Origin of the sequence: Streptomyces sp. NBC_01669, assembly GCF_026339735.1 — a bacterium.
Taxonomy (GTDB): domain Bacteria; phylum Actinomycetota; class Actinomycetes; order Streptomycetales; family Streptomycetaceae; genus Streptomyces; species Streptomyces yanii.
In genome coordinates this window covers 1465356-1481737 of the sequence record NZ_JAPEQG010000001.1, presented here as the reverse complement: position 1 = coordinate 1481737, position 16382 = coordinate 1465356, and the positions used below count along the sequence as shown (strand labels likewise).

Here is a 16382-nt window from a genome sequence, read left to right as displayed (position 1 = left end):
TGTGCCGCGAGCGTCAGTGCTCGGCGCCGACGATCGACAGGTCTATGGCGCCGAAGAAGTAACCCATCTGCGCGTTGCGGATTTTGGAGCCGACCACGCTGCTGGTGTAGCTGCGTACCAACGGAACCAGCGGGTAGTCCTGCATGGCCTGGTCGAACAGGGTGGCCCACTTCTTGCCGAGTTCCTCGCTGGGCCCGTTGGTGCCACGCAGCTTGTACATGTCGCCGGAGATCTTCGGGTCGTGGTACCGCGGGATGTTGGAGAAGCCGTAGGTCTTCCCGTCCAGGCTCGGCCCCACGTTCGGGTCGATGGTGGTGCGCACCGAACCGCTGTCCGCGCCGCCGCACCAGCCGCTGCGGGCGATGTCCGGCATCTGGTCACCGGCCAGCACGGTGTAGTAGTTGGCGGCCGGGATCGGGCGCAGCTGCAGGTCGATACCGAGCTTCTTGAAGTTCTGCTGCAGCACGGTGCCGACGTTCTTGTACCGGGCGTTGGTGTCGGCGTAGCCGTACACCAGCTTCTTGGGAACCTTCTTGCCTTCCAGGAGCTTCTTGGCCTCGTCCAGCTTCGGCTTGCCGGTCGGGTCCAAGGCGGTGTGCTGCTCGACGTATCCTCGCTGAGCCGGGTTGATGTACGACTGGGCCAGCTTGCCGAACCGTCCGCCGCCGTACTGCACCTGGACGGCGCCCCGGTCGATGGAGAGCGCCATCGCCTTGCGCACCTGAGGATCCTTGATCGTCTCGGTGTTGAAGTTCAGCACGTCCGTGCAGCCCAGCAGGCCGGCCGCGGTGCGCGCCTTGGTCTTGGGATCGTTGAGCTTGGCCGCGTCTGACGCCTGCAGGCCACCGTTGCTGTCCAATGTGATCGCCGTCGGATCCGAGTCGGCGAGCAGTTGCTGGCTGATGGTGGCCTGGGCGGTGGACAGGGTGAAGGTGAACGTGTCCGGCAGGGCGGGCCGGTTCGGATCAGTGGCCAGGTCCCACTGGTCGTTGCGGACCAGCTTCATCGACCGGCCGCGGTCGTACGACTTGATCTTGTACGGGCCCGACGAGACCGGGTGGTTGGTGTAGTCGAGCTTGGTGTCCTTGGCCCGCGGCACCGGTGCCGTGTTCGACCGCGAAACCAGGGCGGGGAACTCGGCGAACGGCTGCTTGAGGTGAAAGACGACGGTGTGGTCGTCCGGGGTGTCGATCGCCTTGAAGTCACCGCCTGAGTACGGGCCCTTGTACCCGTCGTCGGCCAGGGCGGAGTTCAGTTCCTGCGGTGCCTGGGTGAAGACATCGCGGGCGTAGGTGCGCTCGACCCCGTACTTGATGGCCTTGCTGGTGATCGGCGTGCCGTCCTCGAACTTCAACCCCTTCTTGAGGGTGTAGGTCCAGGTGAGGCCGTCGGCGGAGGGCCTGCCCAGGTCAGTGGCCAGATCCGGCACGATGGTCGGCGGCCGGCCGGCGGTCTCCTTGGCCATGGTCAGTGTGCGGTAGTACAGCTGCCCGACGTTGGCGGTCTGCACGTAGTTGCTGTTGCCGGGGTCCAGCGTCTGGAAGTCCGAGGACATCAGGACGTTGATGTTCCCGCCCTTGGTGGTGTAGCCCTTCCCGATCGTCACCGGCGCGTAGGTGTCGGCCTTGGAGTCGGAGTCGGAGCCGGAACCAGGGGCCGGCTTGGCGCCGCCACAGGCGGTCAGGGCCAGCCCGGCACTGACCGTCAGGGCGAGCGCCGTCATGGTGCTTCGTTTCACTGCGTCTCCTTGCGGACGAGAAAGGGATGGCGCGGAGGGTGGATCACGGGTGCATCAGCTTCGAGAGGACTTGGGGTCCAGCGCGTCCCGGACCGCGTCGCCGAGCAGATTGAAGGCGAGCACGGTGATCACCAGTGCGCCGGCCGGAACGGCCAGGAACCAGGGGTCGGAGAGGTACCAGTTGCCCGACTGGGCCGCGTTGAGCATCTGGCCCCAGGAGGGCGTGGGGTCCTTGACCCCGACGCCGAGGAACGACAGGGCCGCCTCTGCGGTGATGTTGGTGGGGATCATCATGGTCGCGTAGACCAGCACGACCCCCATGACGTTCGGGATGATCTGCCTGAAGATGATGCTTCGATGCGAAGCTCCGTAGGCCTGGGCGGCCTCGACGAATTCCTGCTGCCGGATCGAGAGCACCTGACCACGCACGACCCTGGCCAGGTACGCCCAGCCGAAGAATCCGAGAATGATCACCAGTGAGGCGATCGGCACCAGGCTGCCCGAATCGAGCGCGGTGCCGCGCAGTCGGGACTGCATGATCGGGGTCAGCGACAGTACCAACAGCAGGTGAGGGAAGGCCAGGAACAGATCCATCACTCGGCTGATCGCCATGTCGACCTTGCCACCGAAGTATCCGGCGGCGGCGCCGAGCACGGTGCCCAGTACCACCGACACCGCCGTGGACAGCAGCGCGATGGTCAGAGAGATCCTTGCGCCGTAGGCCATGCGGGCGAAGATGTCGCGACCGAGCCCTGGTTCGAGGCCGAGCCAGTGCTCGCCGGACGGGAAACGGTAGTATGACAGCGGCAAGCCCGGCGTGTAGAAGTCGTCCAGAAAGTCCGGCCCGGTCCGGGCGGTGAACGGATCCGATCCCTCGATGGCCGCCAACACCGGGGCCAGGATCGCGAACAGCACCATCAGGGCCACCACGATCAGCGCGGCGACGGCGATCCGGCTGCGCCGAATCCGAAGCCACGCCGTGCCCAGCAGCGACCGCGCGGTGGCGATCTCCGCGGTGGGCCTGCGCTCGGCTGTTGCGGCCGCGGATTCCGGTGAAGAGAAGGTGGCCACCTGTCCGTCGGAGGGCTCCGGCGTGCTGGCGCGGCGCGTCCGACTCGGCGACTCATGCGGATCCGGCACGTCGATCCTTCGGTGCTCGGGGGTGTGGGTGGCCGGAACGGTATACCAATAATCGCGGTTTCCACTAGGGTGCTGTGACATCGGCTGCATCCCCGTAGTGCGGACCGCCAGCCGCAACACTTCCCTTGTGGTGGAGGGATTACGGTCACGCAAAGGATGTGCGGGCTGCAGCCGGTGAGTCCTTCGGTGGAGGGGTGCGGCAACCCGCGCTCGGGTCAGCGGTGGCCGGTTCGATAATTTGGTTTACCAAATCTGAGAGGATGTCGATGAAGACCTTGGTGACCGCTTCCTGGGTGATCGCCCACGACGGACGCTCGCACGTGGAGATACCGGACGGGGCCGTGTTGATCGACGGGGACACCATCGTCGATGTGGGCGAGCGCGCCGAACTCGACCGGCACCAGGCCGACGAACGCATCGACCTCGGTGACGCGGTGGTCACCCCCGGCCTCATCGACCTGGACGCCCTCACCGACATCGACCATCTGATCCTGGACTCCTGGGCGTCCCCGGAGCTGGCCGCCGGCTTCACTTGGTCGACCGAGTACTTCGCCGCGCCCCGGGCGGTGTTCGACGCCGCGCAACGGCGCACGGTGCGCGAGTACGCGCTGGCCCAGCTCGCCCTGCACGGCATCACCAGTTACATGCCGATCGCCTCCGAGGTGCACAGCGATTGGGCGGAGACCTACGAGGACTTGGTGGCGATGGCCGAAGTGTCCACGCGACTGGGTCTGCGCGCCTTCCTCGGGCCGTCGTTCCGGTCCGGGGTCAACGTGATCGGCGCCGACGGCAAGCGCACCGTGAGGTTCGACGAGGAGGCAGGCCGGCGGGGTCTGGCCGACGCGCTGCGGTTCCTGGACCACACCGCGCAGCTCGCCGATCCTCTGGTGACCGGGGTGCTGCTCCCGTGCCGGATCGAGACCCTGACCCCCGACCTGCTCCGCGACGCCGCCCGAGCCGCGGACCAACGCGGCGCGCTGGTGCGCCTGCACGCCCTGCAAGGCATGTCGGAGCGCGACTACATCCAACACACCTACGGGCGTACCCCGCTGCAGCTGATCGCCGACTCCGGGCTGTTGTCCGACCGGCTGATCGTTCCGCACGGGGTAGTGCTGGATGTGCATCCCGAAGTACTCGGTAGCGACACCGGAGATGTTGCGGTGCTGGCCGACGCCGGCGTCTCGATCGCGCATTGCCCGCTGACCAACGCCCGGTATGCCCACAACCTGCACACGTTCGCCGGCTACCGGGCACAGGGAGTGAACCTGTGTCTGGGCACGGACTCCTTCCCGCCCGACCTGATCCGGGGAATCGACGTGGGCACCCAGGTCGCCAAACTCCAGGCCGGCGACCTGGGCCAGGGCCATCTCACCGGCTACTTCGATGCGCTCTGGACCGGTGGGGCGACCGCGCTGCACCGCCAGGACCTCGGGCGTCTGGCCGCGGGGGCCACCGCCGACCTGGCGGCGTTCGCCCTGGACGACTTCCGTATGGGTGTCACGGAGGATCCGCTGCGCACCCTGGTGCTCAACGGCACTGCCCGCGACGCAGTCCTGACGATGGTCGCGGGCAAGGTGGTCATGCGCAACGGCTCGATCCCGGGTGTCGATCTCACCGCGCTGAGGCGGAGCCGGTCAGCAGCTGTTCGATGTGATGCGCGCGGCTTATCCGGAGCGCGACTGTCGTCGGCGCCCGGTGAACGAACTCTTTCCGCCGGTATTTCCACTGTCGTCCCAGGGGGGCGGTAGGTGGTGCGTCGGGTGCTCTGTGAGCCGGGGTGTTGATGGTTCGTCCAGAGGGATCGACGGGGGTGCCGAGCGAGGGATCGCGAGACAGTCCGTGTAGGGGCCGGCCTGGGGTTGTCCGGGTTGTGTTGAGAAGCGTTGCGTTGGTTGAAGGTGGCGTCCCGGTCCAACGGCCTGGCGCACGATAGAGAGTGGATCAGCGAGCGGCGTCATGCGACAACGCCGTAGGCGGAGTCGCATGACGCCGGGAGCCCGCTCGCTATCGTGCACCAGGCCGTAAAGGCCGGGGCGCCACTCTCCTGGGCAGCGGTGCTTTTTTGCCGGGGCGAGTGGCCCCCGTGCAGGCGCTGTGCCACCAGCCCGGAGCAGCTGTTCTGCCCCGGGCCTTCCGAGTTCTTTCGTCGCGACCCCGGAGCCGGGGCGCACGTCCTGGACTGCGCTCGACGCGGTCCGCCTGCCCCGCGCAAGGACGAGACCGACGCCACCGCAGACCAAGTCCGTGCGGTGAACGGACACCGTGGAGCGCGTCGGAAGGAAACAGGCGGCTCACCAGGAATGCCCGGCATGGACGGTTACGGGGTTCCGGCCGGGGAACCGCTGGGCGACGGGGTGCGGCGGCGGGGTTTCCAGCCGGGGCGGGGGACGGCGGCCAGGAGCGCCTTGGTGTAGTCCTCCTGGGGGGTGCGCAGGAGCTCGGCGGTGGGGCCGCGTTCGACCACCCGGCCGGCGGCCATCACGATGGCGGTGTCGCTGATCTGGTTGACGACGGCCAGGTCGTGGGAGATGAACACGTAGCTGATGCCGGTCCGTTCCCGAATGTCGGCGAGCAGGTTGAGGATTTGGGCCTGGATGGACACGTCCAGCGCAGCGACCGCCTCGTCCAGGACGAGCACCTTCGGTTCGACGGCGATGGCCCGGGCGATGGCGACGCGCTGCCGCTGCCCGCCGGACAGCTGGCGGGGCAACATCACGGCATGCCGTTCGGTCAGCCCCACCGCCTCCAGCAGCTCGAGGGCGCGGGTGCGCCGCTCCGTCGCCGTCAGTGGGAAGTGCAGGGCGAGGCCGGTCTCGATGACATCGCCGATGTGCTGCAGCGGGTCCAGGGAGGAGTACGGGTCCTGGAACACGATCTGGATCTCCCGGGCCCGGCGACGGCGCTCGGCCGAACCCGCGCGGCCCTGCCGGACGCGCCCGCAGACACTGATCGTCCCGCCGGTGGGGGTCTCCAGCCCGAGCAGCATGCGGGCGACCGTGGTCTTGCCCGAGCCCGACTCCCCCACGACCGCCAGCGATTGACCGCGGGCGACCGTGAAGGACACGTCGTCGACGGCGACCATGTCCTTCCCGAAGACCTTCTGCAGCCCATCGGCCCTGACCAGGATCTCGGTCACGATTCCTCCGCTCGTACGCAGGCGACATGGGCGCCGGCCAGCTCCCGCAGCGGGGGCCGGCCGGTCAGGCACTCCGGTCCGGCCTGGGTGCAGCGCGGCTGGAACGCGCAGCCCGCCCCTGCCTCGAAGGCGGCGACCGGCCGTCCGGCGATGACCGGCAATCGGTGCGCGACCCGGTCGATGCTGGGCCGGGAGACCATGAGCCCCGTGGTGTAGGGGTGTCGGGGCGTCTGGACAAGTGTCTCGGCGGACTGCACCTCCAGGATCCGCCCGGCGTACATGACGGCGATGCGGTCGCAGGTGGCGGCCGCCAGCTCGAGGTCGTGGGTGATCAGCAGCATGGCCATGCCGCGTTCTCTGCGGAGGTCGTCCAGGATGGCCATGACCTCCGACTGGGTGGTCACGTCCAGTGCGGTGGTGGGCTCGTCGGCGAGTACCAGGTCGGGTTCCACGGCCAGCACCGACGCGATCATGACGCGCTGCAGCAGCCCGCCGGACAGCTCGTGCGGATGCTGCCGCATACGGCGCTCACCGTCGGCGATACCGACATCGGCGAGCAGCCGTACGGCCCTGGCGTGCGCTTCCCGCGCCGGTACCGACAGGTGGGTGACCATGGCCTCGGTGAGGAAGTCGCCGATACTGCGGACCGGGTTGATGTGCGCACGTGGATCCTGAAAGATCATCGCGATCCGGCGGGTCCGCAGGGCACGTAGGTCGCGCGGGCCCAGGTCCAGGACCGGGGTGCCGTCGAACTCGATCCGGCCGCTGAGCCGGGCACCGGGCGGGGCCAGCCGTAGCACGGAGCGGGCCGTCATCGACTTGCCCGATCCGGACTCGCCGACCAGCCCGACGGCCTCGCCCGGGGCGATGGTGAGGCTGACGTTCTCGACCAGTGTCCGCCAGTCTCGGCCGGCCGGGATGTCGAGCCTCACCTGGTCCAGGACCAGAAGATCATTGCTCACCTCAGATCACCTTCCTGCCTGCCGAGCCGGTCGCCGAGCAGATTCACCGCCACCACGACGAGCGCGATCAGCACACCCGCGCTGACCGCCTCCATCGGCTGGCCGCGTACTGCGCTGTCCAGTCCGTTCTTGACCATCAGTCCCCAGTCCGCGGTCGGCGGCTGTACGCCCAGGCCGAGGAACGAGATCGCAGCCACGTCGATGATCGCGAAGCCGAGCGCGGACACCGACTGGGCCACGATGATCGGCCGCAGGTTGGGCAGCAGATGGCGGCTGCAGATGGCGACGGCTGATCTGCCCTGGACCCAGGCGGCCGCGATGTAGGGGAGATTGCGCTCGCGGAGGGCCGCGCTGCGCACGACCCGGGCCACGTAGGGGGTGTAGGCGACGGCCAGGCCGGCGACCACACCGGTCATGCCGGGTCCGAGGACCGCCACGGTCACCAGGGCGAACACGATGCCCGGTATCGCGAACAGCACGTCGAGCAGCCGGGAGATGACCGCGTCCACCCGGCCGCCGGCCCAGGCGGCGGTGACCGCCAGCACCGTGCCCGCCGCCGTGGACAGCACGATGGTGAACAGCGGGCCCAGCAGCGTCGTACGGGCACCGAACATCAGTCGGGACAGGACGTCTCGGCCGAGTGCGTCGCCGCCGAGCGGATGGGTTCCGGAGCTGCCGGCCAGCGCGTTGAAGAGGTCGGGCTGATTCGGATCTTGAGGGGCCAGCAGCGGTGCGCAGGCGGTCACCACGGCAAGGACGCCGAGCAGCAGTACGGTGGCCAGCCCCAGAGGGCCCAGGCGTGCCTTCATGTCGCCTCCCCGGGAGACAGACGCGGGTCGATGAGGGAGTAACAGACGTCGACCGCCAGGTTGATGAGGACGAACGCGGTGACGAGGACCAGCACGACGCCTTGGACCACCGCGAAGTCCCGTTGGAGGATCGCCCGGACGAGCAGGGAACCGAGTCCGTCCAGAGCGAAGATGTTCTCCACGACGACCGAGCCGGCGATCAGGCCGGCCACGGTGAGGCCGGTGACGGTGACGACCGGGATGGAGGCGTTGCGCAGGACGTGCCTGCGGACGATGTGGCTCTGGGAGAAGCCGCGGCTGCGCGCGGTCTCCACGTGTTCCCGGCGGAGTTCCTCTCCCACCGAGGCCCGGGTGATCCGGGCGAGGAAGGCGGCGCTGCCCAGGCTGAGAGCGATCGCCGGGAGCGTCAGGTGGTAGAGGCGGTCCGGCAGTCCTGCCCCCGGGCCGAAGACCGGGAACCAGCCGAGTCCGAGGGCGAAGACGATGACCAGCAGGACTCCGACGACGAACGTGGGGGTGGCCAGGAAGATGCTGTTCACCAGGGAGATGACCGCGTCGACCGTGCCGCGCCGCAGCGCTCCCAGGACGCCGAGTCCGACGCCGGCCACCACGATGATCACGGTGGCGTAGAGGACGAGCAGCCCGGTGGTCGCCAGCCGCGTGGACATCAGGTCGGAGACGTCCTGCCGGTAGACCAGGGACTGGCCGAAGTCGCCGCGCAGTGCGTCGCCCAGCCAGCCGAAGTAGCGGATCAGGAACGGATCGTCCAACCGGTACTCATGACGGATGGCGGCGATCTGTTCGGGGCTGCCGCTCCGATTGCCCAGCAGGAAGGCCATCGGCCCGCCGGGGACCAGATAGAGCAGCCCGTAGACCAGGAACGAGGCGACGAGGAGGACCGCCACGAGCGCGGCCAGCCGCCGCGCCAGGAAGAGGGGCCAGCTCATCGCGCACCGAGCCCGGCGGCCCAGGGGTAGTAGAGGTAGGGGAAGGAGGCGACCGCGCCGGTGACCCGCTTGTTCATGTAAAGGATGACGGGCAGGTTGTTGAGCGGCGTCCAGGGGACGTCGCGGGTGACCTTGGCCTGGATGCCGGTGACGAGCGCCGCGCGCTCGGCCGGGTCGTACGCGGCCTGGGCCTTCATGATGTCGGCGTCGACGGCCGGGTAGTTGTTGAAGTTGGACCGGCCGTTTTTGGTGAAGACACGGTAGACGTCCAGCGGGTCGGGCACGTTGCCGTACCACGTGCTCAGGAAGGCGTCGATGCCGGTGCGGGCCTTCGGGTCGCTGTACAGGTTGCCGTACTGCTCGACCGGGATCACCTTGATATTGATCTTGAGGCCGAGCGCTTCGCCGGTGGCCTTGAGGAGGTTGGCGGTCTGCTCGTGCACCGCCGAGCTGCCCTGGATGCCGATGGTGATGGGCTGGGAGGGCTTGCCGGTCTTCTGGAGCAGCTTGTTGGCCTTGGCCAGGTCGGCGCCACCGGCCGGCAGGGTGTCGTAGGCCTTCCGGAAGCTGTCGGTGGAGTAACCCCAGTAGTCGGGGTTGGCCAGGGCGCGGTCCGGGGAGGCGGCGCCCTGGAAGATCACCTTGGCGATCGCCGCGCGGTCGAGGGCTGCCGACAGCGCCCCGCGGACCCGCGGGTCCGCGTACGGGCCGGTTTTGGCGGCGCCGAGCAGGGTCCAGAAGGTGAGCGAGCGGCCGAGCGTGACCGAGCCGGTGGGCGATTTCTGGAGTTGGCCGAGCCCGGCGGGCGGCAGGTAGAAGTACTGTCCGTCGATCTCGCCGGAGCGCAGCGCGTTGACCGCGGTCGTCTCGTCGGCGATGAAGCGGAACACCAGCGACTTCGACTTGGCCTTGAGCGCGGTGTCCCAGTAGGTGTCGTTGCGGGTCAGCGTCATGGAGTTGCCCGACGTCCAGCCGGTGAACTTGAAGGGCCCGGTGCACATGACCCCGCTCTTGGGCGAGCCGAGGTCCTTGCCGGCCTTGCTGAGGAAGGACTTTTCCACCACCGCCCCGGCCGCGGTGGCCATGGCCTGGTTGAACAGCACGTCGGGCTGCTTGAGGACGACCGTGACCTGGCGCGGCCCGGTTGCCTTGATCGAGTCGACCGTGCGGAAGTAGTCGCTCCACCACGTGCCCAGCGCGGGATCGAGATGGCGGTTCAGGCTGGCCGCCACATCGTCGGCGGTCAGCGGGGTGCCGTCCCAGAACGTCACGTCCTTGCGGAGCGTGTAGACCCAGGTGGTCGGGGTCGGGTTCGCCGCCTTCTCGGCCAGCCCCGGCTCGATCTTCAGGTCGGGTGTGAGCCGCATCAGGCTCTCGCACATGTTGGCGAGGGCCGTGTTCTCGGCGTAGTTGAAGGAACGGATCGGGTCCAGGGTCTGCGGCTCGTACGGCAGATTCCAGGTGATCTTGTCCAGGCCGTGGCCGGCCGGTGCGGTCGTGGTCTTCAGGTCGAGCTTGTCGACAGCGTGCGGTGTGGTCCCGGCCGAGCCGCCGCAGGCGGTCAGGGCGAGCGCGAGGCCGCCCGCCGCCAGGGGGAAAGTACGACGCTTCATCGGGGATTCCTCTCGAGGTGACCGGCACGAGCAATGACGTTCCCGGCGCGTACGACCATGCCGGGCAGGGGACGGTCCACGACGGCCTGCGCGACCGTCTCCCCGGTCAGCAGGACGAAGTCGGCCGGATCGCCGACCCGCAGGTCGGCCCGGTCCAGACCGAGGAGGTCGGCGCCCCCGTGCGCCACGACGGCGTAGCAGGCCGCCAGTTCCTCGTCGGTCCTGGCGTCGGTGCGGTAGGCGAGCAGGTGCGCCCGCGTGATCATGTCGCCGTCGCCGAACGGCGTCCACGGGTCCCGTACGCCGTCGGAACCCGCGGCGACCAGCACTCCGCGGGCGCGCAGCGGCGGGAACGGGACGACCGGTTCGTCTCCCAGCGCGCAGGTGGTCAGCGCCACTCCCGCGTCGGCGAGCAGCTCACCTGTTCGCTCCAGCTCGGCCGGGTCGCATTCGGCCAGGCAGAAGGCGTGGCTGATGGTGACCTTTCCCTGCATGCCGGCCGTCCGGGTGCGGCGCGCGATCTCGGTGACCTGAGCCAGGCCCGGACGACCGCGGTCGTGCAGATGGATGTCGATCGGCGCGCCGGTCCGCTCCGCCATGCCGAACAGGAGGTCCAGGTGGCCGTCGAGGTCGCCGTCGACGCCGATCGGGTCCAGGCCGCCGATGATGTCGGCCCCTTCCTTCAGTGACTGTTCCAGCAGGTCGGCGGTGCCGGGCTCGGTGAGCAGGCCGAGCTGGGGGAAGGCCACCACCTGAAGGTCCATGGCCTCGGCGAAGGGCGTGGCGGCGGCACGGACCCCGTGCACGTTGGACATTCCGTAGACCGGTGCGACATCGGCGTGCGCACGCATCGCCCGAGTCCCCCGGCCGACGGCGTGGGCGATGAGAGCACCGGCGCGCTCCTCGACCGAGGCGGCCATCCGCATCCGCGTGGCGACGTCGCCGTCGATCAGCTCGCGCAGGGTCTCGGCGGGTTCCCGGCTCAGCCAGCGCTGGCCCCAGGTCGACTTGTCGGGGTGGATGTGCGCGTCGACCGGTGAGGGCAGCGCGAGTGCGCCGCCACCCTCGACGACTTGAACATGTTCCGGCCGGTTCGTGGGATCAATGGCAGCGATGCGGCCATCGGTCACGAGAAGGTCGCGAAGGGCGCCGCCGTACGGGCGGACTCGGGTGAACAGCACGTGACCCACGGGTCGTTACCCCCTTGAATCTGTCGGAAGGACTGGACCCCAGCCCAGGGGATTCATATAGTTATCAGGTCATCAGATGACTGAGAAGGGGTTTGGGTGAAGCCAGTTGGACGAGTGTCGATCGTCGACACCTTGATCATCGAACTGCGAAAGGAAATCTCCCGGGGCGCCTGGCAGGTCGGTGACCGGATCCCCCCGGAGAGCCAACTCGCCGAGACTCTGGGCGTAAGCCGGCTCTCGATCCGCGAGGCTGTCCGCGTGCTCATTCACGCCGGGCTGCTGACCGCCCGTCAGGGCGACGGCACTTACGTGACCGCCACGGACGAGGGCCAGGTCGCGCTCCGCCGCCACCTCGGCCGGGCCGAGACCGCCGATATCCTCGACGTCAGGCGGGGTCTGGACATCGTTGCGGCCCGACTGGCCGCGACCATGCGCACCGAGGAGGACCTGGACAAGCTCCGGGAAGCCATGGAACGTCGCGCTGTCGCAGGCCGGGCGGCCGACCTGGACGCCTTCACCGACGCCGACGTCGACTTCCACCTGTACATCGCCGAGGCTTCCCACAACTGGCTGCTCGGTGACCTCTACCGGAACATGAGCGACGCCCTGTGGGAGACCGTCAAGGCCAACCAGTGCATGGACGACGCGGGCGACGACCCGTTCCACACCGCGCTGTTCGAGGCCGTACTCGCCGGCGATCCGATCGCCGCGACCGCCGCGGCGTTGTCCATCCTGGACGACTACACCGACGGGGAACCGTGACCATTGCCGATCTGCCGATCCACAACGCCGACCTGGTCGTCACCATGGACGAGACACTGGGCGACCTGCCCGGCGGCTGGGGTGCCCGCGATTTGCTCGGTCCGGTCGACAGGGCGGTCGTCGGCAGCGCCCACGCCATCGACGTGGCCGGGGCGTGCGCCGTCGGCCATCCTCGCGCGTGCGCGACGATCGCACGGTACAGGTGCTGCTGACGTACTGGCTCAGCGCCATCGCCGCGCGTGCGCGGCGATGGCTCCCAGCACCTCGGGCATGTCCTGCTCCGGCGCCCCTATCAGCACCCGCGAGCCACGCCCCGGTCCGTCCAGTACCTCGCAGACGGCGACCAGTGGATGGGTCGCCTCTGCCCCCACCTGCTGGTACCGGCCCTTCGGTCTTCTCGCGCGCGCTTCCTCGTTCATGTAGGGGGTGATCGAGTACCGCCGTACCGCCCGCGGATCACTGCGGAACGGCGGCCGTACGGCGAGCACCCGCAGCGGGCCCGGCAGCGGCTTCAACGCCACCTTCGCGCAGGGGTCGGGAGTTGTGCCCAGCACCCCGGGCCCCACGTACAGCGGGCCCTTGATGTCCAGCTTCCACGGGCCCGTTCCTGCGACGGCGCCGTCCACCGCGTGCACCTCGACCGGTTCGACCGGCTCCACCTCGCACTTGCGCGGCAGCCGCGTCCGCGTCCACCACCGCAGCCACAGCAGGGTCGGTACCAGCAGTGCCACCGCCGCCACCGCGAAGCCCCGCACCACCGCGTCGGGCCGCGGCGCGATCAGCGCCACCACCGCGCCGACACCGCCCGCGGCCCCCAGCGCGAGGGCCGGTGCCAGCCACTGCCAGGCCATCGTCAGCGGATTGCGCCGCCCGCGCAGCAGCAGCCACAGCGCTGCCCACAGCGGCCCGAGACCGATCCCGCACAGCGCGGAGGTCAGGGCGGCGAGCCCGCTGAAGAGCCGTCCCGGGTAGTGGCCGGTGCGCACGGTGGTGGTGTCGTCGCCCTCACCGGCCTGGATCATCCGTACCGATCCGCGCCACCACAACAGAGTCACCGGCTCCCCGGCCCGTGCCCGCCCGTATACCGAGTCCCGCTCCTCGTGCGAGCGGTGGTCGCGGTAGCGCAGCTCCATCGCGCGCTTGTCCGCCCGGGTCAGCTCCAGCGTGTACACCGTGGACGCGCGCTTGAGCTCGTAGTCGGTGTCCCGCACAGTGACGTGTTCCCGCTGCATGCAGTACGGCTTGAGATAGCGGTCCCCGCACACCTTCAGCCGGTCGGTGGGGTGCCCGTCCTCGACCACCGCCACCTTCGCGAAGTCCACGTCGTCGGCGCGCAGTTGTTCCGCCCGCTGCCAGAGCGGCCAGGCCGCCCCCAGCAGCACGGCGGCCAGCAGCAGGCACACGCCCCCGCGGACGACGTCCCCGATCCCGCCCCTCATACGCTCCCTCATCACTGTCTCGCGAATACATACGTGACAGCCGGCACCCCGTAATGGATGTGCGCGTCGTCGACACGCGCCACATACCGGCCGCCGGTGGCCGCGGAGACGCACTGGGTGGTCCGCGACCGATGGGTCGACCGGCTCCTGACCATCGAGGAAGAGACGCGTTGCGGTGGTGCCGCTGATTGTGGGCACATTACGGCACCAGTTGTCCTCGCCGTAGGGCGTCACCGTGACTGTCCTGCCCGATTCCGGGTCCGGCGAACGCCGGCGGATGCTGCGCTCCTCGCGCTGTCGACGAGGACGACGTGGGGACAACCGGGGTGTACCGGCGGCAGCCTGTCGGACCCGGGTGGGAGGCGGCAGGGCCGCGGTCCTTGCGAGTGGTCTGCCACCTCGGCCGACGGTACGGCCGTAGAGCCAGGCGGCAGACCGCCGGGATCTCAGGAGGGCATCGTGGCGACGAACAGAAGTTGCTTGAAGTTTCACGCAACAGGTAAGCTTCCCCTAACGTTTGAAAGTTCAACTTCAACTCCCTGCGGAAGGGCACGTGTAAAAATGACCTCCACCCTGCGCACCGCCGCCACCACCACCTCCTCCGACGCCCGCGCGGAGGGCCCCTCTCTGCATGCCTACGATGTGGGGCTGCTGATCCTGCGCCTGGCCCTCGGTCTGACAGTGGCCGCCCACGGCGCGCAGAAACTCTTCGGCTGGTTCGGTGGCGGCGGGCTTGAAGGCTTTGGTCAGTTCTTCACCATGAGTGGCTACCCTTCCGGCGAAACCATGGCGTTGATTGCCGGACTCAGTGAAGTCCTCGGCGGACTCGGCCTTGTGTTCGGGCTGCTCACGCCGCTCGCGGGCGCGGCCGTGCTCGGCACAATGATCAACGCGCTCGCAGTCAAGTGGGGCGGCGGTTTCTTCGCCCCGACGGGTGTCGAGTACGAACTCCTGCTGTCCGCGGGTGCGGCCGGGCTGGCCCTCACCGGGCCGGGCAGGTTCGCCGTCGACCGTTTTCTCCCCGGGCTGCGGGCCCATCGGCTTGGATACGGCGTCGCGGCCCTGGTGCTTGCCGCTGTGATCGCTGCTCTCGTGCTGCTCATCCGTAACTGACCACAGTTGTTCGCTGTGCACTTCTCCAGCAACGTTCTCGGCTTCGTCCGTCGCGCACGAGCTGCCCGGACGGGCGGTCCAGGACACGGATCGTGATCACGAGCCGGGCCTTTTCACCATTTCACCCACCGCCGGCAACAACCGGCCTCGGCGGACCGGCCGGGCACTGCTCGGCCCCACCGCCTGAAAGGACAGCATTCGTGAGCACTACTCCTGCGACACCGACCCACGGCACTGATACGGGAGGCGCGTGGTGAGCCGTTTCGACACACCTGTTGTGGTGACCCGAGGAGACGCGGAGGGGCCACTGGTCGTTCTGTTGCACGGCCGCGGCTCGCGTGAGACCGAGATCATCGGACTGGCGGACGCTCTGCCCCGTGGCCTCTCCTACGCGGCGGTTCGCGCTCCTATCGCTGAACACGGCGGCTTCGCCTGGTTTGCCAACCGTGGCATCGGCCGTCCCGTCGCGGAGTCGCTGCGGGCCACCATGGACTGGTTCCGGCTGTGGCTCGACGGCATCGCCCCGCCGGACCGCCCGGTCATTCTCGTCGGCTTCAGCGGTGGAGCCGCCTTCGCGGGGGGTCTTCTGCTGGACGATCCCGCGCGGTTCGCCGGTGCGGCGATCCTGTACGGAACGTTGCCGTTCGAGGCAGGGGTTCCCACCGATGCCGGACGGCTCGCCGGAGTGCCCGTCTTCGTCGCACAAGGCGATTACGACCAGGTCATTCCCCGCGACCTGCTCGACCGGACATGGCGCTACCTGACTGTCGAGTCGGGGGCACCTGCGATCTCCCGGCGTGACCAGGTCGGCCATGGAATCGCCCGTGACGCGCTGGCGGCCCTGGCAGGCTGGCTGGTCGAGCGGGCAGCCTTCCTCGCCCGGCAGGGCGGACCGGTACCTGCGCCGGCTCATTGGGAGACGTTGCCCGGGGACCTTCCGGACCGGACCGGTCCGCGTCCCGACGTCAGTACGACGATTCCCCAGCGGCAACGTACCGACAACGCACCTGTCGAGGTGCAGGAGAAGCTGTTCGCCCGACTGAGCGCGCTACCCGGCGTGCACAGCCGTCAGTCCGCCCTCTCTGTCCCGGGCGCGCGTGGATTCATGGTCACGGCACCGCAGGCCGGACCCGACGACGCGTTCCTCGTACCGCATGCCGGGGAGTTCGCCCACCTGCACCCTGACCCCGACGGTTCGCTGCATGTCGCGCTGCCTGTGCACTTGGCTGCCGACGCGGTCGCGCACGGCTGGGCCGTGGCACATCCGCTCGCCGGAGTCCGGCTCGCTCCGGGCATGGTGCTTGTCTACGGGCCTCGGGACGAAGCCGAACTCGACATCGTCACGTCCATCGTCGCCACCAGTCACACCTGGGCCTCCGGCCGGCACCGCCCGACCACGGAATGACGCGAGCAGCTCGGTACCGGAGTGGCGCCTTCTGTCTGATCGCGCCGCGACGGCCGGAGAGGTGATGGCTACGGGGTGGCAGCCCCGCGTGACGCGCCGTGCCGGTCGGGCAGCGCGAAATCGGCGCG

14 protein-coding genes are annotated in these 16382 nt (G+C 69.0%); 5 read left to right on the top strand and 9 right to left on the bottom strand.

What is annotated here, in order from left to right; genetic code table 11:
* Window positions 1–13: 13 nt before the first annotated feature.
* Both OG972_RS06630 and OG972_RS06625 read right to left on the bottom strand, forming a co-directional pair.
* On the bottom strand, window positions 14–1738 hold the full coding sequence (locus OG972_RS06630) for an ABC transporter substrate-binding protein (RefSeq protein WP_266979172.1): 1725 nt from the start codon (window positions 1736–1738) through the stop codon (window positions 14–16).
* A 54-nt stretch (window positions 1739–1792) separates the two neighbouring features.
* A complete protein-coding gene (locus tag OG972_RS06625; protein ID WP_266979170.1) occupies window positions 1793–2809 on the bottom strand; it encodes an ABC transporter permease in 1017 nt (338 codons plus the stop codon).
* Between the two features lie 335 nt (window positions 2810–3144).
* On the opposite strand from OG972_RS06625, the gene OG972_RS06620 reads away from it, so the two are divergent.
* Complete coding sequence (locus tag OG972_RS06620; protein WP_266979168.1) at window positions 3145–4626, top strand: chlorohydrolase family protein; 1482 nt, start codon at window positions 3145–3147, stop codon at window positions 4624–4626.
* A 569-nt stretch (window positions 4627–5195) separates the two neighbouring features.
* Here OG972_RS06620 and OG972_RS06615 read toward each other — a convergent pair.
* The 6 genes from OG972_RS06615 to OG972_RS06590 are packed head-to-tail and all read right to left on the bottom strand — an operon-like array spanning window position 5196 to window position 11535.
* The gene (locus tag OG972_RS06615) at window positions 5196–6014 is read right to left on the bottom strand and encodes an ATP-binding cassette domain-containing protein (RefSeq protein ID WP_266979166.1); all 819 of its coding nucleotides are present in this window, start codon (window positions 6012–6014) and stop codon (window positions 5196–5198) included.
* Window positions 6011–6976, bottom strand: a complete 966-nt coding sequence (locus OG972_RS06610; protein ID WP_266979164.1) for an ABC transporter ATP-binding protein — start codon at window positions 6974–6976, stop codon at window positions 6011–6013. The genes OG972_RS06615 and OG972_RS06610 overlap by 4 nt, the downstream gene beginning before the upstream one ends.
* The gene (locus OG972_RS06605) at window positions 6973–7785 is read right to left on the bottom strand and encodes an ABC transporter permease (protein WP_266979162.1); all 813 of its coding nucleotides are present in this window, start codon (window positions 7783–7785) and stop codon (window positions 6973–6975) included. The genes OG972_RS06610 and OG972_RS06605 overlap by 4 nt, the downstream gene beginning before the upstream one ends.
* A complete protein-coding gene (locus tag OG972_RS06600; protein WP_266979160.1) occupies window positions 7782–8732 on the bottom strand; it encodes an ABC transporter permease in 951 nt (316 codons plus the stop codon). Before OG972_RS06600 ends, OG972_RS06605 begins: the two co-directional genes overlap by 4 nt.
* Window positions 8729–10345: an ABC transporter substrate-binding protein gene (locus tag OG972_RS06595; protein ID WP_266979158.1), complete on the bottom strand. Its 1617-nt coding sequence runs from the start codon at window positions 10343–10345 to the stop codon at window positions 8729–8731. The genes OG972_RS06600 and OG972_RS06595 overlap by 4 nt, the downstream gene beginning before the upstream one ends.
* The gene (locus OG972_RS06590; RefSeq protein WP_266979156.1) at window positions 10342–11535 is read right to left on the bottom strand and encodes an amidohydrolase family protein; all 1194 of its coding nucleotides are present in this window, start codon (window positions 11533–11535) and stop codon (window positions 10342–10344) included. The genes OG972_RS06595 and OG972_RS06590 overlap by 4 nt, the downstream gene beginning before the upstream one ends.
* Window positions 11536–11631: 96 nt before the next feature.
* Between OG972_RS06590 and OG972_RS06585 the strand changes: the two genes are divergently transcribed.
* Together OG972_RS06585 and OG972_RS06580 are read left to right on the top strand one after the other, a co-directional pair.
* A complete protein-coding gene (locus OG972_RS06585; protein ID WP_266979154.1) occupies window positions 11632–12297 on the top strand; it encodes a FadR/GntR family transcriptional regulator in 666 nt (221 codons plus the stop codon).
* Window positions 12294–12509 carry a hypothetical protein gene (locus OG972_RS06580; RefSeq protein ID WP_266979152.1) on the top strand — a complete coding sequence of 72 codons (216 nt, stop codon included), beginning with the start codon at window positions 12294–12296 and terminating at the stop codon, window positions 12507–12509. Before OG972_RS06585 ends, OG972_RS06580 begins: the two co-directional genes overlap by 4 nt.
* Before the next feature lie 9 nt (window positions 12510–12518).
* Here OG972_RS06580 and OG972_RS06575 read toward each other — a convergent pair whose 3' ends face one another.
* Window positions 12519–13736, bottom strand: coding sequence for a hypothetical protein (locus OG972_RS06575; RefSeq protein ID WP_266979150.1), 1218 nt, complete (start codon window positions 13734–13736; stop codon window positions 12519–12521).
* A 561-nt stretch (window positions 13737–14297) separates the two neighbouring features.
* Between OG972_RS06575 and OG972_RS06570 the strand changes: the two genes are divergently transcribed.
* Window positions 14298–14849 (top strand): DoxX family protein, encoded by a 552-nt coding sequence (locus OG972_RS06570; protein WP_266979148.1) that lies wholly within the window; start codon window positions 14298–14300, stop codon window positions 14847–14849.
* Between the two features lie 253 nt (window positions 14850–15102).
* On the top strand, window positions 15103–16254 hold the full coding sequence (locus OG972_RS06565) for a luciferase family protein (protein WP_266979146.1): 1152 nt from the start codon (window positions 15103–15105) through the stop codon (window positions 16252–16254).
* The last annotated feature ends 128 nt before the right edge of the window (window positions 16255–16382 follow it).